This is a genomic window from Bacillus sp. FSL R10-2201 (assembly GCF_038008665.1).
Classification (GTDB): Bacteria; Bacillota; Bacilli; order Bacillales; family Bacillaceae_G; genus Bacillus_A; species Bacillus_A mycoides.
The window spans coordinates 140777-159219 of sequence record NZ_JBBOZP010000001.1 but is presented as its reverse complement, the minus strand read 5'-3'; the positions used below and the strand labels follow the sequence as shown (position 1 = coordinate 159219).

General features: G+C 41.3%; 16 protein-coding genes, 9 tRNA genes and 3 rRNA genes. 2 read left to right on the top strand and 26 right to left on the bottom strand.

Annotated features, from left to right (window positions below; genetic code table 11):
* Positions 1-114: 114 nt before the first annotated feature.
* From rocF to NSQ69_RS00875, 15 genes are all read right to left on the bottom strand, one after another.
* Positions 115-1008: an arginase gene (gene rocF, locus NSQ69_RS00945; RefSeq protein WP_002029355.1), complete on the bottom strand. Its 894-nt coding sequence runs from the start codon at positions 1006-1008 to the stop codon at positions 115-117.
* Positions 1009-1278: 270 nt separating this feature from the next.
* Complete coding sequence (locus NSQ69_RS00940; RefSeq protein ID WP_341098867.1) at positions 1279-2424, bottom strand: glycerate kinase; 1146 nt, start codon at positions 2422-2424, stop codon at positions 1279-1281.
* 125 nt (positions 2425-2549) lie between these two features.
* Positions 2550-2622, bottom strand: a tRNA-Ala gene (locus NSQ69_RS00935).
* A 10-nt stretch (positions 2623-2632) separates the two neighbouring features.
* A tRNA-Gly gene (locus NSQ69_RS00930) sits at positions 2633-2704 on the bottom strand.
* Between the two features lie 5 nt (positions 2705-2709).
* A tRNA-Lys gene (locus tag NSQ69_RS00925) sits at positions 2710-2785 on the bottom strand.
* A 5-nt stretch (positions 2786-2790) separates the two neighbouring features.
* Positions 2791-2865 (bottom strand) — tRNA-Gln (locus NSQ69_RS00920).
* Positions 2866-2930: 65 nt separating this feature from the next.
* Positions 2931-3014 (bottom strand) — tRNA-Tyr (locus NSQ69_RS00915).
* A gap of 16 nt (positions 3015-3030) precedes the next feature.
* Positions 3031-3106, bottom strand: a tRNA-Val gene (locus NSQ69_RS00910).
* Between the two features lie 5 nt (positions 3107-3111).
* Positions 3112-3186 (bottom strand) — tRNA-Glu (locus NSQ69_RS00905).
* Positions 3187-3210: 24 nt separating this feature from the next.
* Positions 3211-3283 (bottom strand) — tRNA-Thr (locus NSQ69_RS00900).
* Positions 3284-3287: 4 nt separating this feature from the next.
* Positions 3288-3362 (bottom strand) — tRNA-Asn (locus NSQ69_RS00895).
* A gap of 9 nt (positions 3363-3371) precedes the next feature.
* Positions 3372-3487: ribosomal RNA gene (rrf, locus tag NSQ69_RS00890) — 5S ribosomal RNA — on the bottom strand.
* Between the two features lie 91 nt (positions 3488-3578).
* A 23S ribosomal RNA gene (locus NSQ69_RS00885) occupies positions 3579-6500 on the bottom strand.
* Between the two features lie 146 nt (positions 6501-6646).
* Positions 6647-8198 (bottom strand): 16S ribosomal RNA (locus NSQ69_RS00880).
* Together the 16S, 23S and 5S rRNA genes with 9 tRNA genes alongside form the textbook arrangement of a ribosomal RNA operon.
* Before the next feature lie 224 nt (positions 8199-8422).
* Positions 8423-8641: a hypothetical protein gene (locus NSQ69_RS00875; protein ID WP_033708173.1), complete on the bottom strand. Its 219-nt coding sequence runs from the start codon at positions 8639-8641 to the stop codon at positions 8423-8425.
* 193 nt (positions 8642-8834) lie between these two features.
* Here NSQ69_RS00875 and pdaB point away from each other — a divergent pair, with 193 nt between their 5' ends.
* On the top strand, positions 8835-9599 hold the full coding sequence (gene pdaB, locus NSQ69_RS00870) for a polysaccharide deacetylase family sporulation protein PdaB (protein WP_002091556.1): 765 nt from the start codon (positions 8835-8837) through the stop codon (positions 9597-9599).
* Positions 9600-9723: 124 nt separating this feature from the next.
* Here the strand turns inward: pdaB and kbaA are convergent, their stop codons facing one another.
* Positions 9724-10335 (bottom strand): KinB signaling pathway activation protein KbaA, encoded by a 612-nt coding sequence (gene kbaA / locus NSQ69_RS00865; RefSeq protein WP_002124701.1) that lies wholly within the window; start codon positions 10333-10335, stop codon positions 9724-9726.
* Positions 10336-10474: 139 nt separating this feature from the next.
* Between kbaA and gerD the strand changes: the two genes are divergently transcribed.
* The gene (gene gerD / locus NSQ69_RS00860) at positions 10475-11089 is read left to right on the top strand and encodes a spore germination lipoprotein GerD (RefSeq protein WP_002009716.1); all 615 of its coding nucleotides are present in this window, start codon (positions 10475-10477) and stop codon (positions 11087-11089) included.
* Positions 11090-11142: 53 nt separating this feature from the next.
* On the opposite strand, the gene NSQ69_RS00855 is transcribed toward gerD, so the two are convergent.
* The 10 genes from NSQ69_RS00855 to rplQ form a co-directional block, all read right to left on the bottom strand.
* Entirely contained in the window at positions 11143-12210 is a 1068-nt protein-coding gene (locus tag NSQ69_RS00855; protein ID WP_002009718.1) for an Mrp/NBP35 family ATP-binding protein, read from the bottom strand.
* Positions 12211-12354: 144 nt separating this feature from the next.
* Positions 12355-13068 (bottom strand): N-acetylmuramoyl-L-alanine amidase CwlD, encoded by a 714-nt coding sequence (gene cwlD, locus NSQ69_RS00850; RefSeq protein ID WP_002009721.1) that lies wholly within the window; start codon positions 13066-13068, stop codon positions 12355-12357.
* A gap of 66 nt (positions 13069-13134) precedes the next feature.
* Positions 13135-13563, bottom strand: coding sequence for a DUF2521 family protein (locus tag NSQ69_RS00845; RefSeq protein WP_002029335.1), 429 nt, complete (start codon positions 13561-13563; stop codon positions 13135-13137).
* Positions 13564-13725: 162 nt separating this feature from the next.
* Positions 13726-14118 (bottom strand): 30S ribosomal protein S9, encoded by a 393-nt coding sequence (rpsI, locus tag NSQ69_RS00840; protein WP_002009728.1) that lies wholly within the window; start codon positions 14116-14118, stop codon positions 13726-13728.
* Positions 14119-14139: 21 nt separating this feature from the next.
* On the bottom strand, positions 14140-14577 hold the full coding sequence (gene rplM, locus NSQ69_RS00835) for a 50S ribosomal protein L13 (protein WP_002029337.1): 438 nt from the start codon (positions 14575-14577) through the stop codon (positions 14140-14142).
* A gap of 152 nt (positions 14578-14729) precedes the next feature.
* Positions 14730-15473, bottom strand: a complete 744-nt coding sequence (truA, locus tag NSQ69_RS00830) for a tRNA pseudouridine(38-40) synthase TruA (RefSeq protein WP_002169325.1) — start codon at positions 15471-15473, stop codon at positions 14730-14732.
* A 14-nt stretch (positions 15474-15487) separates the two neighbouring features.
* Positions 15488-16282 (bottom strand): energy-coupling factor transporter transmembrane component T family protein, encoded by a 795-nt coding sequence (locus tag NSQ69_RS00825; RefSeq protein ID WP_002124692.1) that lies wholly within the window; start codon positions 16280-16282, stop codon positions 15488-15490.
* Positions 16270-17151, bottom strand: coding sequence for an energy-coupling factor ABC transporter ATP-binding protein (locus NSQ69_RS00820; RefSeq protein WP_002124690.1), 882 nt, complete (start codon positions 17149-17151; stop codon positions 16270-16272). The genes NSQ69_RS00825 and NSQ69_RS00820 overlap by 13 nt, the downstream gene beginning before the upstream one ends.
* Complete coding sequence (locus NSQ69_RS00815; protein WP_002009740.1) at positions 17127-17969, bottom strand: energy-coupling factor ABC transporter ATP-binding protein; 843 nt, start codon at positions 17967-17969, stop codon at positions 17127-17129. The genes NSQ69_RS00820 and NSQ69_RS00815 overlap by 25 nt, the downstream gene beginning before the upstream one ends.
* Before the next feature lie 104 nt (positions 17970-18073).
* On the bottom strand, positions 18074-18436 hold the full coding sequence (gene rplQ / locus NSQ69_RS00810) for a 50S ribosomal protein L17 (protein ID WP_000331490.1): 363 nt from the start codon (positions 18434-18436) through the stop codon (positions 18074-18076).
* Positions 18437-18443 lie beyond the last annotated feature (7 nt).

Below are 18443 nucleotides of genomic sequence, written 5' to 3'. Positions count from 1 at the left end.
TTTAGCTTAAATTGGTAAGATGTCAAACTTTCTTATCCTACAGTATAATATAAGTCATTATTATACGCCTATTTTCAAATAAAAAAAGCAACTTCTCAGTTGCTTTTCTTACATTTATTTTAGTTTTTCACCGAACAAAGAACCCATTAAAGCAACCGCTGTTGTTGCTGTTCTGTTTCTCTCATCTAAAATCGTATTTACTTCAACAAATTCAGCAGATGTAACAATATCAGCTTCTGCTAACATCTCCATCGCTAAGTGGCTTTCACGATAAGATAGACCACCAATTACAGGTGTTCCAACTCCTGGTGCGTCATGAGGATCAAGCCCATCTAAATCTAATGATAAATGAACACCGTCAGTATGAGATAAATACGCAATTGTTTCTTCCATAACAGCCGTCATACCCATACGATCAATTTCATGCATTGAGAATACTTTAATGCCTTCTTCACGAATAAAGTCCTTTTCTCCTTCATCTAATGCACGTGCACCTATAATTACAACGTTCTCTTTTTTTACTTTCGGGTATGCCCCGTATAAATCTACAAGTGAAGAATGTCCATAACCTAAACTTGCAGCAAGTGACATACCGTGAATATTTCCAGATGGTGATGTTTCTTCTGTATTTAAATCACCGTGTGCATCATACCAAATAACACCTAAATTTTTATAATGTTTCGCCACACCAGCTAGCGTACCGATAGCAATACTATGATCACCGCCTAATACAAGTGGAAAACGACCTTCTTCTATAATATGATCAACCTTAGTCGCTAGTTCATTACATACAGTTGCAACTTGAGTAAGGTTTCGTAACTTTGTATTTTCATCTACTTCTTTTTCTCTCTCTATACATATATCTCCCATATCTTTTACGTCATATCCAATTTGTTCAATTCTTTCAACTACCCCTGCATAACGGATCGCGCTTGGTCCCATATCAACCCCGCGACGCATCTGTCCTAAATCCATTGGAACTCCAATAACTGAGATTTCTTTTTTCATAGATAGTATCCCCCTTTTATGCCTTCACTAAATATTTTAAATCTTTTATATAGTCTGACTCAACTCGACATTTTTCTGCATGGATATACATTTTATTCACTTATATTTACGTTGGACTCCCGATTTTTAAACTATTCTATGTATAAAGTTAACTTAATGAACCAACTAACTTTTCTATCAGCTAATATTTTTATCCGTGCCTTTCTCCATCAATACCTAGAATTACACAAAACATCCTCAAATAACTGAATTTAAAAAACACTTCTACACTTAGAAGCGTTTTTCTGATGCTAGTTTCCACACTGCTGCAATATTTCTCGCTGTCATTTCTATATTCTCTTCTGCCCTTTTATATGCCTCTTCTAATGTCATTGGACTTGCTGTAATACTAAATACTGCATCAATTCCCTTTTCATAAACAATTGTATAGTTCGGAGATACAGATCCACCAATAGCAATTACAGGAATATGACGGCATTTCGCCCGCTTCGCGACACCAACAGGAGCTTTTCCATAAGCTGTTTGTTCATCTATCCTTCCCTCACCAGTTACAATAAGATCGGCACCCTCTATACACTTATCAAAATTTGTATAATCTAATACAATTTCAATCCCTTTTCTTAGCTGTCCCTTTAGTACTGCAACGACAGCGGCTCCCATTCCTCCAGCTGCCCCTGCACCAGGTATTAGGGACACATCAAAAGATACGTACTGTTTAAGTATATTAGCATAATGTTTTAAACTCCCGTCTAGCTCTTTCATCATCTCTACATTCGCACCCTTTTGTCTCCCAAATACAAAAGACGCTCCCTTTGGTCCAACTAATGGATTGTCGACATCACATGCTGCTTCTAGCTTTATATCCTTCAAACGTGTATCCATACGAGAAAGGTTAAGAGCAGTAATCAAATGTAATGTTCCTCCAGAGGGCTCAATTACTTCACCTTTCCTATTAATAAACTCTACGCCTAAAGCAGACAACATACCTGCCCCACCATCATTTGTAGCACTTCCTCCAAGCCCTAAAATAATGTGTTTAGCTCCTTGATCTAATGCATGTAATATCAGTTCACCTGTCCCTTTTGTCGTTGTAATAAGTGGGTTTCTCTTTTCAATTGGAACGTGTTGTAATCCTGATGCTGCCGCCATTTCAATAAATGCTGTCTCCTTATCCTTAGACATTCCATAATAGGCTTGCACACTCTCCCCAAGCGGCCCTGTCACATTAAGTGATATAATTCCCCCCATTGTAGCACCAACAAGAGATTCGACCGTTCCTTCACCTCCATCTCCAATTGGTACTTTAACGTACTCTGCTTTAGGAAAAACTGCTGCAAAACCCCTTTCAATAGCTTCACATACCTCTATAGCTTTCAGGCTTTCTTTATATGAATCCGATGCAATGACAACTTTCATAATTATCCCCCCTTATTCAATCCCTTTTTTTCATTTTAAACGATATACGGAAAAGTTTCCTTTTTGAGTGAAATTTAAACACAAAAAAAGCTTACATCATTTGATGTAAGCTTTTCCTATTTATATGGAGCCTAGCGGGATCGAACCGCTGACCTCCTGCGTGCAAGGCAGGCGCTCTCCCAGCTGAGCTAAGGCCCCTTAGTAATTAAGCGGAAGACGGGATTCGAACCCGCGACCCCAACCTTGGCAAGGTTGTATTCTACCACTGAACTACTTCCGCGAAAATGGTGAGCCATGAAGGATTCGAACCTTCGACCCTCTGATTAAAAGTCAGATGCTCTACCAACTGAGCTAATGGCTCGTAAATGGCTGGGCTAGCTGGATTCGAACCAGCGCATGACGGAGTCAAAGTCCGTTGCCTTACCGCTTGGCTATAGCCCATTAATATTTACTAGTATGGTTATCTTTTCAAAAAAATAAACCCTCTCAGGTTATTTTAAAGAAAATGGTGGAGGGGGGCAGATTCGAACTGCCGAACCCAAAGGAGCGGATTTACAGTCCGCCGCGTTTAGCCACTTCGCTACCCCTCCGACATTTAAAAATATATGGTGGAGGATGACGGGATCGAACCGCCGACCCCCTGCTTGTAAGGCAGGTGCTCTCCCAGCTGAGCTAATCCTCCAAAAGTGGTGACCCGTACGGGATTCGAACCCGTGTTACCGCCGTGAAAGGGCGGTGTCTTAACCACTTGACCAACGGGCCAAAAAAAAAACAAAACTTTTCCCAAGCTTCCAACCGGGCTTGAACCGGTGACCTCTTCCTTACCATGGAAGTACTCTACCAGCTGAGCTATGGAAGCATAATGGCTCCGCAGGTAGGAATCGAACCTACGACCGATCGGTTAACAGCCGATAGCTCTACCGCTGAGCTACTGCGGAATAATATAAGCCTGGCAACGTCCTACTCTCACAGGGACAAGGTCCCAACTACCATCGGCGCTAGAGAGCTTAACTTCCGTGTTCGGTATGGGAACGGGTGTGACCTCTCTGCCATCATTACCAGACTTTTAACATTATACACATTCTTTTGAGAATGTCCAAAGGAATTTTAAATATATATTCCTTCAAAACTAGATAACATTAGCTTCATATTATATGGTTAAGTCCTCGATCTATTAGTATTCGTCAGCTCCACATGTCACCATGCTTCCACCTCGAACCTATCAACCTGATCATCTTTCAGGGATCTTACTAGCTTACGCTATGGGAAATCTCATCTTGAGGGGGGCTTCATGCTTAGATGCTTTCAGCACTTATCCCTTCCGCACATAGCTACCCAGCTATGCCCTTGGCAGAACAACTGGTACACCAGCGGTGCGTCCATCCCGGTCCTCTCGTACTAAGGACAGCTCCTCTCAAATTTCCTGCGCCCACGACGGATAGGGACCGAACTGTCTCACGACGTTCTGAACCCAGCTCGCGTACCGCTTTAATGGGCGAACAGCCCAACCCTTGGGACCGACTACAGCCCCAGGATGCGATGAGCCGACATCGAGGTGCCAAACCTCCCCGTCGATGTGGACTCTTGGGGGAGATAAGCCTGTTATCCCCGGGGTAGCTTTTATCCGTTGAGCGATGGCCCTTCCATGCGGAACCACCGGATCACTAAGCCCGACTTTCGTCCCTGCTCGACTTGTAGGTCTCGCAGTCAAGCTCCCTTATGCCTTTGCACTCTACGAATGATTTCCAACCATTCTGAGGGAACCTTTGGGCGCCTCCGTTACACTTTAGGAGGCGACCGCCCCAGTCAAACTGCCCACCTGACACTGTCTCCCGGGTCGATGAGACCCGTAGGTTAGAATTTCAATACAGTCAGGGCGGTATCCCACCAGCGCCTCCACCGAAGCTAGCGCTCCGGTTTCAATGGCTCCCGCCTATCCTGTACAAACTGTACCAAAATTCAATATCAGGCTACAGTAAAGCTCCACGGGGTCTTTCCGTCCTGTCGCGGGTAACCTGCATCTTCACAGGTACTATAATTTCACCGAGTCTCTGGTTGAGACAGTGCCCAAATCGTTACACCTTTCGTGCGGGTCGGAACTTACCCGACAAGGAATTTCGCTACCTTAGGACCGTTATAGTTACGGCCGCCGTTTACTGGGGCTTCAGTTCAGAGCTTCGCTTACGCTAACCCCTCTCCTTAACCTTCCAGCACCGGGCAGGTGTCAGCCCCTATACTTCGCCTTACGGCTTCGCAGAGACCTGTGTTTTTGCTAAACAGTCGCTTGGGCCTATTCACTGCGGCTTTCCGTTAAGAAAGCACCCCTTCTCCCGAAGTTACGGGGTCATTTTGCCGAGTTCCTTAACCAGAGTTCTCTCGCACACCTTAGGATTCTCTCCTCGCCTACCTGTGTCGGTTTGCGGTACAGGCACCTTTTATCTCGCTAGAAGCTTTTCTTGGCAGCGGGGAATCAAAGACTTCGCTCCATAAGGAGCTTCCCCATCACAGCTCAGCCTTCACGATAAGCGGATTTGCCTACTTATCAGCCTAACTGCTTGGACGTGCACAACCAATCGCACGCTTCTTCTATCCTTCTGCGTCCCTCCATTGCTCAAACGATAAAGAGGTGGTACAGGAATATCAACCTGTTGTCCATCGCCTACGCCTGTCGGCCTCGGCTTAGGTCCTGACTAACCCTGAGCGGACGAGCCTTCCTCAGGAAACCTTAGGCATTCGGTGGACGGGATTCTCACCCGTCTTTCGCTACTCATACCGGCATTCTCACTTCTAAGCGCTCCACCAGTCCTTCCGGTCTGACTTCACTGCACTTAGAACGCTCCCCTACCACTGATACCATTGGTATCAATTCGCAGCTTCGGTGGTGTATTTAGCCCCGGTACATTTTCGGCGCAGAGTCACTCGACTAGTGAGCTATTACGCACTCTTTAAATGGTGGCTGCTTCTGAGCCAACATCCTAGTTGTCTAAGCAACTCCACATCCTTTTCCACTTAATACACACTTTGGGACCTTAGCTGGCGATCTGGGCTGTTTCCCTCTTGACTACGGATCTTATCACTCGCAGTCTGACTCCTAAGGATAAGTCATTGGCATTCGGAGTTTGACTGAATTCGGTAATCCGATGAGGACCCCTAGTTCAATCAGTGCTCTACCTCCAAGACTCTTACACTTAAGGCTAGCCCTAAAGCTATTTCGGGGAGAACCAGCTATCTCCAGGTTCGATTGGAATTTCTCCGCTACCCACACCTCATCCCCGCACTTTTCAACGTGCGTGGGTTCGGGCCTCCATTCAGTGTTACCTGAACTTCACCCTGGACATGGGTAGATCACCTGGTTTCGGGTCTACGACCACGTACTAAACGCCCTATTCAGACTCGCTTTCGCTGCGGCTCCGCCTCTTCAGCTTAACCTCGCACGGGATCGTAACTCGCCGGTTCATTCTACAAAAGGCACGCCATCACCCATTAACGGGCTCTGACTATTTGTAGGCACACGGTTTCAGGATCTCTTTCACTCCCCTTCCGGGGTGCTTTTCACCTTTCCCTCACGGTACTGGTTCACTATCGATCACTAGGGAGTATTTAGCCTTGGGAGATGGTCCTCCCAGATTCCGACGGAATTTCACGTGTTCCGCCGTACTCAGGATACATTCAAGAGAGAACGAAGTTTCGACTACGGGGTTATTACCCTCTGTGACGGACCTTTCCAGGTCGCTTCGTCTACCTCGTTCCTTTGTAACTCCGTATAGAATGTCCTACAACCCCAAGAGGCAAGCCTCTTGGTTTGGGCTAGATTCCGTTTCGCTCGCCGCTACTCAGGAAATCGCATTTGCTTTCTCTTCCTCCAGGTACTTAGATGTTTCAGTTCCCTGGGTCTGTCTTCCATACCCTATGTATTCAGGTAAGGATACCATACCATTACGTATAGTGGGTTTCCCCATTCGGAAATCTTCGGATCAAAGCTTACTTACAGCTCCCCGAAGCATATCGGCGTTAGTCCCGTCCTTCATCGACTCCTAGTGTCAAGGCATCCACCGTGCGCCCTTTCTAACTTAACCAAACTAAAATTAAAAAAATATGAGCTACACTGTTATCTAGTTTTCAAAGAACATACATTTAAACTTGAGAGATAGTTCTCTCAAAACTGAACGAAACAAAACAAGTCAACGTTTATTGATGAACTGCGTTCATCAATTCTCCATAGAAAGGAGGTGATCCAGCCGCACCTTCCGATACGGCTACCTTGTTACGACTTCACCCCAATCATCTGTCCCACCTTAGGCGGCTGGCTCCATAAAGGTTACCCCACCGACTTCGGGTGTTACAAACTCTCGTGGTGTGACGGGCGGTGTGTACAAGGCCCGGGAACGTATTCACCGCGGCATGCTGATCCGCGATTACTAGCGATTCCAGCTTCATGTAGGCGAGTTGCAGCCTACAATCCGAACTGAGAACGGTTTTATGAGATTAGCTCCACCTCGCGGTCTTGCAGCTCTTTGTACCGTCCATTGTAGCACGTGTGTAGCCCAGGTCATAAGGGGCATGATGATTTGACGTCATCCCCACCTTCCTCCGGTTTGTCACCGGCAGTCACCTTAGAGTGCCCAACTTAATGATGGCAACTAAGATCAAGGGTTGCGCTCGTTGCGGGACTTAACCCAACATCTCACGACACGAGCTGACGACAACCATGCACCACCTGTCACTCTGCTCCCGAAGGAGAAGCTCTATCTCTAGAGTTTTCAGAGGATGTCAAGACCTGGTAAGGTTCTTCGCGTTGCTTCGAATTAAACCACATGCTCCACCGCTTGTGCGGGCCCCCGTCAATTCCTTTGAGTTTCAGCCTTGCGGCCGTACTCCCCAGGCGGAGTGCTTAATGCGTTAACTTCAGCACTAAAGGGCGGAAACCCTCTAACACTTAGCACTCATCGTTTACGGCGTGGACTACCAGGGTATCTAATCCTGTTTGCTCCCCACGCTTTCGCGCCTCAGTGTCAGTTACAGACCAGAAAGTCGCCTTCGCCACTGGTGTTCCTCCATATCTCTACGCATTTCACCGCTACACATGGAATTCCACTTTCCTCTTCTGCACTCAAGTCTCCCAGTTTCCAATGACCCTCCACGGTTGAGCCGTGGGCTTTCACATCAGACTTAAGAAACCACCTGCGCGCGCTTTACGCCCAATAATTCCGGATAACGCTTGCCACCTACGTATTACCGCGGCTGCTGGCACGTAGTTAGCCGTGGCTTTCTGGTTAGGTACCGTCAAGGTGCCAGCTTATTCAACTAGCACTTGTTCTTCCCTAACAACAGAGTTTTACGACCCGAAAGCCTTCATCACTCACGCGGCGTTGCTCCGTCAGACTTTCGTCCATTGCGGAAGATTCCCTACTGCTGCCTCCCGTAGGAGTCTGGGCCGTGTCTCAGTCCCAGTGTGGCCGATCACCCTCTCAGGTCGGCTACGCATCGTCGCCTTGGTGAGCCGTTACCTCACCAACTAGCTAATGCGACGCGGGTCCATCCATAAGTGACAGCCGAAGCCGCCTTTCAATTTCGAACTATGCAGTTCAAAATATTATCCGGTATTAGCCCCGGTTTCCCGGAGTTATCCCAGTCTTATGGGTAGGTTACCCACGTGTTACTCACCCGTCCGCCGCTAACTTCATAAGAGCAAGCTCTTAATCCATTCGCTCGACTTGCATGTATTAGGCACGCCGCCAGCGTTCATCCTGAGCCAGGATCAAACTCTCCAATAAAGTTAGTTTGTCTAGCATCTAAAAATAAAAATTGACGTTCACGTTGTTTGTTTCGTTCAGTTTTCAAAGAACTACTTAGTCGCTCATTTGCGACTTCCTTATGTTAACATCTTCATTTTTCGATGTCAACTAAGTTTTTTAATTTCTTTTTTGTCGTTTTCTGCGTTTCTGCATCAGCGACGTTTATTAATTTATCATATCCTTACTCTTAGCGTCAACACTTTTTAATAAAAAATTCTTTTTCTTACATAACGAATACATTCTTCCCTATTAGCAACTCTCCGAAATAAACAAAAAATGATTTTATACCTTTCTTCCATCGCCTTTTTTACAACGCTATGTATACGCTCATCTTCAAAATCAAATAAAAGTTCCTCTAACTCTCTCTTCAGTATGTATTCAATTTCTTTTTTCTCTTCCTTCGTCAACATAATCCCAAGCAAATTATCACCCCAATAACTCCTTACGTGTACCGATAAACGCCCCACTCATTTTCAATTATCAATACTGTATCATCAAAAAACAAAATTCTATCACTCATTATATCCACCACTTACGATATTAATCCCTTGTTCTCTTTTTTTAATTTAAAGCATATATGTAACTGAAAAGGATTGGACAAAGGGGCGTAATATTATGTTTTTCTTTTTTATTACGAGTAAAAGAACATTTAAACACATTAGCTTAATAATCGTACTTTCCTTATTTACAGCATGGCTACTCTTTTTAAAAACATATTCACATGAATCTGCTTTTTCAACTGCTACTGGCCCTAAAGTGATTTACAAAGGGGACACTGCAAAAAAACAAGTTGCATTCACGTTTGACATTAGTTGGGGGGACAAAAAAGCTATTCCAATCCTTAATACACTCAAAGAAAGAGAAATTAAGAATGCAACCTTCTTTCTCTCTGCTGCATGGGCTGAAAGACACCCTGATATTGTCGAACGCATCATGAAAGATGGACATGAGATTGGTAGTATGGGCTATAATTACACATCCTACACTTCACTAGAAGCAAATGAAATACGACGAGATCTTTTGCGGGCACAAGATGTTTTTACGAAACTTGGCGTAAAACAAGTCAAGCTATTACGTCCACCTAGTGGCGATTTTAACAAAACAACTCTTAAAATAGCGGAATCACTCGGATACACCATCGTTCATTGGAGTAACAATTCAAATGACTGGAAAAATCCCGGCGTAAATAAAATCATTTCCACAGTCTCTAGCAATTTAAAGGGTGGAGATATCGTCTTATTACATGCTTCTGATTCTGCCCTTCAAACAAATAAGGCTTTACCATTACTCTTACAAAAATTAAAGAGCGACGGATATGAACAAACATCTGTATCACAACTTATTTCCAACACAAGTACAAAAAGTGAAGATATTAAGTAGTTCCTTTCTACACGGTTCTTCACACATAAAAAGCTCTGCTATCTTTTGTTAAGATAGCAGAGCTTTTTTATCCTAGCATTTACAGACGATAAGAATCTGGATAATTAAAAATCCACTCTCCTCATTAAGCTGACTTACTCTTTTGTCCAATTAAACGATGCAATACAAGTAACTGATATGAATTACATAATAAAAGTGGTATCACCATTAAATATAACCAATCAGTATCATTAATCCGGAGCGCTGGTACCCATTCAAGAATTGTTACAACAACCATAAAGAACAGAGCGGGAACGAATGCTTTTTTATTCGTTTCTTTACTCTTTATATAAGCGACAATTGCCCCAAACACAAATAACATCCCAGCAACAAGTATGTTATTCCCTAATGAAACTTCCCCATTCGCAACAAGTACTGACCTTAAATAAACGAAATCAAACAATACGAACGCAATAAAGAACAGTTGCACTGTATTCCATAAAGAAGATGACCGAAACATCCCTAATCCAAAACGATGGATCGTTAAATACGCAAAGAACCCCATTTGACTTATAACACTAAAAATAAATCCTACGCCCATCAACCAAAAGGAAATTGCTAAAATCTCTTTTCCGTCGAAATTTTGAAAAAATTTAGCGTACTTGTCCCACTCTAAAACAAAACCAATAAAGACTGTGCTAATCCCACCAAGAAACAACGTCGTAAAAAATAGTCGTACCCACTTGCGGCTATTCACAACACATCCCCCATTATTCTTATATTTCTAATTAAATTGTAACAATGACAATTTCAAAAAGCTAGCCATGTTAATGTATAAATTCCTTAAAGAGATTTATATTAAAAAAAGAGAACTTTGCTGAAAGGAGCTCCAACTTATGAAACGGATGCTGCTCGTTTTGATTTCTTCTTTTCTATTTATAGCACTAGCGGCATGTGCACAAGAAAAAGAAGCAAAATCCGAACTTGATTATGATCAAACAAAAAAAATGATTGTTGATATTTTAAAAACCGATCAAGGAAAAAAAGCGATCCAAGATGTATTAACTGATGAAAAAATGAAACAAGCACTCATACTAGATGAAACAGTAGTAAAGAAAACGATTGAAGATGCACTGGTATCTGAAAAAGGGCAACAATTCTGGGAAAAGCTCTTTAAAGACCCTGAGTTCTCATCGAAATTTGCTAAAAGTATGGGAAAAGAACAAACAAACTTAATGAAAACTTTACTAAAAGATCCTGAATACCAATCAGGTGTTATAGAGATTATGAAAAATCCTGAAGTAGAGAAAATTATGTTACAAACAATGAAGAGTAAAGAATATCGTCAATATTTACAGCAAGTACTAACTGAAACTGCCGAAAGTCCTCTCTTCCAAGCTAAGATGATTGACATCATTAGTAAAGGTGTACAAAAAGCCGAAAAAGGTGGGTCTGATAAGAAAGGCGCAGGTGGTGAAGGCGGTTCTCAAGATGGGAACAAAGAACAATAATAAAAATTATAGAACTGAGTGGACAATGTATATATTGTCCACTCATTACTACTTTATTTTTGTGTAACAGCTGTTTTATCAATAACTGTCTCAGCTATCGTACGATAAATGAGACCCGTTGTATGTGTATCTTCATATACTGACGGCGCAAAGTCCTCTTTATTCCAATCAGGTTGTTGAAGTGGAATTCGGCCAAGTATATCCGTTTGGAGTTCCGTAGCCAATTTATCTCCTCCACCTCTTCCAAACACATACTCTTTTTCACCAGTTGCTTTACTTTCAAAATACGCCATATTTTCAACAACACCAAGAATACTATGTTCTGTACGTAAAGCCATGGCTCCAGCGCGCGCTGCTACAAATGCCGCTGTTGGATGCGGCGTTGTTACAATAATCTCTTTACAAGCCGGCAACATCGAATGTACATCTAAAGCAACATCACCCGTACCTGGTGGTAGGTCCAATACTAAGTAATCTAAATCACCCCACTCTACTTCTGTGAAAAAGTGATTTAACATTTTCCCAAGCATCGGTCCTCTCCAAATAACAGGTGCGTTATCTTCTACAAAGAATCCCATTGAGATTACTTTCACGCCTAGACGCTCCACTGGTATTATCTTATCCCCTCTTACGATTGGACGTTTTTCTATACCCATCATATCCGGTACACTAAAACCGTAAATATCCGCGTCGATGATACCAACCTTTTTGCCTAAACGAGCTAAAGCAATTGCAAGGTTAACAGAAACAGTTGATTTCCCTACTCCACCTTTTCCACTTGCCACTGCTAAAAATGTTGTATTTGAATTCGGTGATAATAAGGATTCACTTTTCTCTTCCTCTTGCGGTGGTGCAAACTGAGCTAATTCCTCTTCTGTAAATTCTGCAAAACGAAGTCCCACTGTTGTTGCTCCAAGTTCTTTTACTAACTTTACAATTCCAGACTGCAACTGCATTTGTTCCGCTGTACCCGTCTTTACAATTGCAATTTTAACACTTACATGTTCCTTCTCAGGCTTGACTGTCACCTCTTTAATTGCATTTGTTTCTTTTAACGTTTTATGTATAAACGGATCTACAATCCCTTCCAATGCTTCCACTACCTGCTCTTTTGTTACCATAATTAGCCCAGCCCCCTGTATGAAAAATAACGTATTGTTAATTAAATTTATCTCTCTTTATTTTTAAAATAAATGCGTTTACATTTCCAGTATAACATATTTTCCGAAAACTTCGTTAACGAGAGAAACTCGAAAAAATCCTCCTTATTCTGGAGGATTTCCTTTTTCCGTAAAATAACGTAATATACCACGATATATTGCAGCAGCTACTTTTTGTTGGTATTTCTCCGAATTTAACATATATCTTTCATTCACATTCGATAAAAAGCCCGCCTCAATTAAAGCACCTGGTGTTTTGGCATACTTCAATAAATACACGTGAGGAATTGTTTTAGCAGAACGATTCGTATTTTCTAAGCTTGTTCTCAATTCAGCTTGTATAAATTTCGCAGCCCGTTCATTTTCAATCGAAGAACGATAGTAGAACGTTTGTGCGCCTTTAGATCCACTACTAGTTAGGGCATTTAAATGAATACTCGCAAAAAAGTCTACATCAGGCTTATTAATGATCTCAACACGCTTTTTTAAATCCTCTGCTTTACGTCTACTATATGACTTTGTATCTTTATTAGCTAAATCATAATCTCCTTCACGCGTTAAAATAACTAAAGCACCTTGTTCTTGTAAATAATCTTGTACCTTTTTTGTAATCTCAAGTGTAATGTCTTTTTCTACAATATCCTTTCCACCAACAGCCCCTCCGTCTGGCCCACCATGCCCAGCATCTAGTACAATCACTTTCCCTGATAAGGGTAAATTCCAAGCTCGCCACGATTTTGTAATTTGAAATTCTTGTTTAACTAAAAAAAACAAAACAACCGCAGCGAGCGCAAAAGAGATAATTCGAATTCTCTTCATACCTTTCCTCCTCCAGCTAGTCCCTCTAATTACTTATATGGGACAAGAGGAAAGTTTATGCTTGTCTTAGTGTAGCTTTAATCGATATCTTCTTTCGCCTTTTTCATAGCCTTCCTGCCACCACAAGCCGATAAACTGCTGGCAAGATTCAAAAAGCAATTCCTCGTCTTGCAACTTAATTTCACGTATAGTCATACTCGTTAAAAATTGAAATAACGTTTCAGTTAATTGTTGTTCTTCTTCTAAAGCCCTATATTTCACATCAAAGAATGATTCGCCATGATAACCAAATTTACTGTATCTCGCTCCTAATAAATAAGATTCTATCCCTAGTTCAATGCAATAATCTTCATACTGACGATGAAGTTCTTGCATCTGAAAGGCATCACGAATATTTAAACGCAATGTTTTTAATGATAATTCTCGCAGCATCTTCCGCTCGTATTTTAACTGCTTTTCTTTTTGTTTTTCTTGTAAGCTGACAATGACATTCATAGTACTTATAAACCTCCCTAATACGTATTAGTCTAAACTTCTAAAGAAGAAGCATACGTAGGACGGTAGCACTAAAATATTCCAAGCTAAAAAAATTACAAAAGAAGAATTAAACATAAAAAAACCCCAACCAAAATGGTTGGGGTTTGTAGTTCGCAAAAATTAACGTTTTGAGAACTGAGGTGCACGACGTGCGCCTTTAAGACCGTATTTTTTACGCTCTTTCATACGTGCGTCACGAGTTAATAGACCCGCACGTTTTAATGTTAGACGGTATTCTGGATCAGCTTTTAATAAAGCGCGAGAAATACCGTGACGAATAGCACCAGCTTGACCAGTGTATCCACCACCATTTACGTTTACAAGTACATTGTAGTTACCTAAAGTTTCTGTTGCAACTAGAGGTTGTTTCACTACTTCACGTAATGCAGCAAATGGGATATAGTTTTCAAAATCACGACCGTTAATAATAACGCGTCCTTCGCCTGGAACTAGGCGTACGCGCGCTACTGAACTCTTACGACGTCCAGTGCCATAGTATTGAACCTGTGCCAAAGTAAGCCCTCCTTTAATTAATTATCCGCGAAGTTCGTAAACTTCTGGTTGTTGTGCTTGGTGTGGATGCTCTGCTCCAGCATACACGTTTAATTTCTTAGAAACTTGACGTCCTAAACGTCCTTTTGGAAGCATGCCTTTAATTGCAAGCTCTAACATTTGTACAGGGTAGTTTGTACGCATTTCTAGAGCTGTTCTTTGCTTAAGTCCACCTGGGTGGTTAGTGTGACGGTAGTAAATTTTATCGTTTAATTTATTACCTGTTAAATGAATTTTCTCAGCGTTAATAATAATTACATGATCACCCGTGTCAACGTGTGGTGTAAATGTTGGTTTGTGTTTACCACGTAAAATGGATGCTACTTCAGTAGATAGGCGACCTAAAGTTTGACCTTCAGCATCAACCACATACCATTTACGCTCAACTTCGTTAGCTTTTGCCATAAAAGTCGTACGCATGTGTTTCCCTCCTCGTTATCTTTTCCATAGAAAAAATCTATTGTTTATCTTAAACACGATTTCCTTCCGGGGCTAATCGTGGTTTTAGAAACAATACCATATGTTATGATATACTTTTGAGTTTCTAATGTCAAGCAAATGTTACACCAGGATTAGTTGTTATAGTTTACCTGCCATAAGTAAAGTCCATGACCTGGAGCCATCTTTCCAGAAAACTGGCGATTTTGTTTCGCTAAAATCTCTGGAATACTATCCGGATCAAGCTTTCCTTGACCTACGCTAAGTAACGTACCAACAATAATTCTGACCATATTATATAAAAATCCATTACCTACAAAGCGAAAAATTAATTCATCGTCTTGCTCAATTAATTCGATTTCATAAATTGTTCGTACTTTATCTTTTTTGTCAGTTTTTGCCGAACAAAAAGAAGTAAAGTCATGCGTTCCAATAAAATAAGGAATCGCTTTTCTTATAGAGTTTATTTCGAGTGGATATGGATATTGATATACATAATTTCTACGGAATACATCCGCAGTCTTTGATAATAATACACGATAGCGATATTCTTTTTTCTCGACACCGTAACGTGCATGAAATTCTTCTGTTTTCTTCTCTACCTGCCTGATAATAATATCATCCGGCAACATTGTATTTAAAGCATTACTCCATTGCCACTCTTCAAGAGACAAAGGTGTATCAAAGTGTATCACTTGTCCTTTGGCGTGAACGGTAGAATCCGTTCTGCCTGATGCCTGCACACGAACAAGTTCTCCTTTATGCAACTTCTGCAATGCTTTCTCTATTTCTTGTTGAACAGTCCGATGCTGTGGTTGAATTTGGTAACCACAAAAATGAATGCCATCATATGCAACTGTACATTTTATTCTTTCCATTTCTCTATTCTCCATTACGACCGCACCCATGCCAAAATACAAGCTAAACAAAGTAAGCTTACAATTGTTACTGTATCACTTATTTTCCAGCGTAGTTGCCTAAATTTAGTACGTCCTTCGCCACTTTTATATCCACGAGATTCCATCGCAATCGCTAAGTCCTCTGCACGCTTAAAAGCACTGATAAATAATGGAACGAGTAGTGAGATAATAGCTTTCATCCTATCTTTTATCGGTCCCCCGGCGAAATCAATGCCACGTGACGCTTGTGCTTTCATAATTTTACTCGTTTCATCCATTAATGTCGGGATAAAACGTAGTGAAATTGACATCATTAATGCGATTTCATGAACAGGAACTTTTATACGCTTGAACGGCTTTAATAACGTCTCCAACCCATCTGTAATTTCAATAGGTGTCGTCGTTAACGTTAATAATGTCGTCATTAAAATAATAACGAAGAATCGTATAGAAATGTATATTCCTTGCTCTAATCCTTTTTCATGTATCGAAAACCAACCAAGCTGGAATAGTACTTCCCCTTCTTTATTTGTAAAAATATGCAGGAAAAATGTAAAAAGAAAAATCCACAGAATTGGTTTTAAGCCCGAAAGTACATAACGAATCGGCACTTTTGCAAAAAATAAAGCAATGAGTGCATATAAAAATAAAAATCCATATGAAATCGCATTATTTGCTAAGAAAACAACAAATACATATAAAAAGACAATCAACAGCTTCGTACGAGGATCCAGTTGATGAATGAGTGACTGACCTGGAATATATCTCCCAATAATCAACTGCTGCATGATTCATGACCACCTTTTCGTAACACCTGTACAACTTCATGAGTAAGATCCTCTAAAGATAAGGTAGCCTTCGAAATTGAAATACCAAACTTCTCTTCAATTGCACGTTTATACTTTAAAGACATTGGAAGATCCACACCGATTTGTTCTAATTCATCAGCATATGAAAATACTTCCTCTGCTCTTCCTTGCAAAAAGACCGTTCCTTTATGCATGACCACTATTTGATCTGCATACTTAGCGGCATCCTCCATATTATGGGTAACAAGAATGACTGTAAGCCCCTGTTCCTTATGCAAATTGTAAAACATCTCCATGAGCTCGTGCTGTCCTTTTGGATCAAGCCCTGCTGTAGGTTCATCTAATACAAGCACTTCGGGTTCCATCGCAAGTACGCCTGCTATTGCAACACGCCTCATTTGCCCACCGCTTAATTCAAACGGAGAACGTGCTAATAACTCTATGTCCAATCCAACAAGCTGGATTGCATCTTTCGCCTTTTGTTTTGCCTCTTCTTCAGATACACCAAAATTAGTCGGTCCAAAACAAATGTCCTTTTCAACTGTTTCTTCAAATAGTTGATGTTCTGGAAACTGAAAGACAACCCCTACTTTTTTTCGTAGCGGCTTAAGCTTTTTCTCTTTCTTCCCTGCTGAAATTAAATGTTCACCAATTTGAACCGTACCATTTGTCGGCTGCAATAAACCATTTAAATGTTGAATCATCGTCGACTTACCTGAACCAGTATGACCGATAATGGCATAATAGCCCCCACTTGGAAACGACACGTCTACATCATAAAGTGCGCGTCTTTCAAATGGAGTTTTATATTGATAACGATGTTCTACTTTTTGGAATGTAATCTCCAAAGTTCGTTCACCAAGCTTTCCATTGTAAGATGCGTATTTTGCAAGTGAATTTCATTTCTTTTTAATAATTCTGCTATTTTCACCGAAAAAGGTACATCTAATCCAATCTCTTGGAGCATATGAGAGGATTTGAAAATTTGCTCTGGAGTACCTTCCTCTAATATTTCTCCCTTGTTCAAAATAATAATACGGTCTGACTGTGCCGCTTCTTCTAAATCGTGCGTAATCGATAATACCGTAATACCCTTTTGATCAACAAGTTGTCTGACCGTTTCTACTACTTCACGTCTCCCCTGAGGGTCTAACATTGAAGTTGCTTCATCTAGTATTAAAATAGATGGTTGAAGTGCTAGAACACCTGCTATTGCGACTCGCTGCTTTTGTCCACCAGATAACGAATGGGGTTCTTCATTTAAAAAATCTTCCATACGGACAAGTTGCAGAGCTTGTTCTAGTCTTTCTATCATCTGCTCCCTTGGCATTCCGATGTTCTCTAGGCCGAATACAACGTCATCTTGTACTGTCGTTCCAACAAATTGATTATCTGGATTTTGAAATACCATGCCAATTTGCTTTCGAACATCCCATACTGTTTCCTCTGATAAAATCATTGTATCATTTAAAGTAATTTTCCCTGATTCCGGTAAAAATAAGCCATTCAATAATTTTGCAAGTGTAGACTTCCCTGAACCATTTTGTCCAATAACAGATACCCATTCTCCTTCATATAAGGAAAACGAAACATCTTTTAATGCATAAGAGGCTGCCCCAGGATATTGAAATGATATATTTTCTGTCCGAAGTTTCTCTTTTTTCAATACAAGGCACCCTTTCTTTCGTCAAGTTAGCCTATTTTTATACTTAAAAAAAAAGGGCCATGACCAGTTACTTGAAAAGAACTGTCCTGCCCTTTTAATCATCATTATACTAACTCGATAATTACCATTGGTGCTGCGTCTCCGCGACGTGGACCAATTTTTGCAATACGAGTGTATCCGCCTTGGCGCTCAGCATAGCGTGGAGCTACATCAGCGAATAATTTTTGAAGTGCATCTTGACCAGTCTCAGCGTTAGCAACCTCATTACGGATGAAAGCTGCTGCTTGACGACGAGCATGAAGATCTCCGCGTTTACCTAAAGTGATCATTTTTTCCACTACAGAACGAAGTTCTTTTGCACGAGTTTCTGTCGTTTGGATGCGCTCGTTGATAATTAAATCAGTAGCTAAATCACGTAACATAGCTTTACGTTGCGCACTTGTACGGCCTAATTTTCTGTATGCCATTCGTAGT

What these genes read in the sequence shown, in the direction of transcription:
- rocF (WP_002029355.1), bottom strand. Translation starts at nt 1,008, where the DNA reads ATGAAAAAAGAAATCTCAGTTATTGGAGTTCCAATGGATTTAGGACAG.
- NSQ69_RS00940 (WP_341098867.1), bottom strand. Translation starts at nt 2,424, where the DNA reads ATGAAAGTTGTCATTGCATCGGATTCATATAAAGAAAGCCTGAAAGCT.
- pdaB (WP_002091556.1), top strand. Translation starts at nt 8,835, where the DNA reads ATGTTTTTCTTTTTTATTACGAGTAAAAGAACATTTAAACACATTAGC.
- gerD (WP_002009716.1), top strand. Translation starts at nt 10,475, where the DNA reads ATGAAACGGATGCTGCTCGTTTTGATTTCTTCTTTTCTATTTATAGCA.
- NSQ69_RS00855 (WP_002009718.1), bottom strand. Translation starts at nt 12,210, where the DNA reads ATGGTAACAAAAGAGCAGGTAGTGGAAGCATTGGAAGGGATTGTAGAT.
- cwlD (WP_002009721.1), bottom strand. Translation starts at nt 13,068, where the DNA reads ATGAAGAGAATTCGAATTATCTCTTTTGCGCTCGCTGCGGTTGTTTTG.
- NSQ69_RS00845 (WP_002029335.1), bottom strand. Translation starts at nt 13,563, where the DNA reads ATGAATGTCATTGTCAGCTTACAAGAAAAACAAAAAGAAAAGCAGTTA.
- rplM (WP_002029337.1), bottom strand. Translation starts at nt 14,577, where the DNA reads ATGCGTACGACTTTTATGGCAAAAGCTAACGAAGTTGAGCGTAAATGG.
- truA (WP_002169325.1), bottom strand. Translation starts at nt 15,473, where the DNA reads ATGGAAAGAATAAAATGTACAGTTGCATATGATGGCATTCATTTTTGT.
- NSQ69_RS00825 (WP_002124692.1), bottom strand. Translation starts at nt 16,282, where the DNA reads ATGCAGCAGTTGATTATTGGGAGATATATTCCAGGTCAGTCACTCATT.
- rplQ (WP_000331490.1), bottom strand. Translation starts at nt 18,436, where the DNA reads ATGGCATACAGAAAATTAGGCCGTACAAGTGCGCAACGTAAAGCTATG.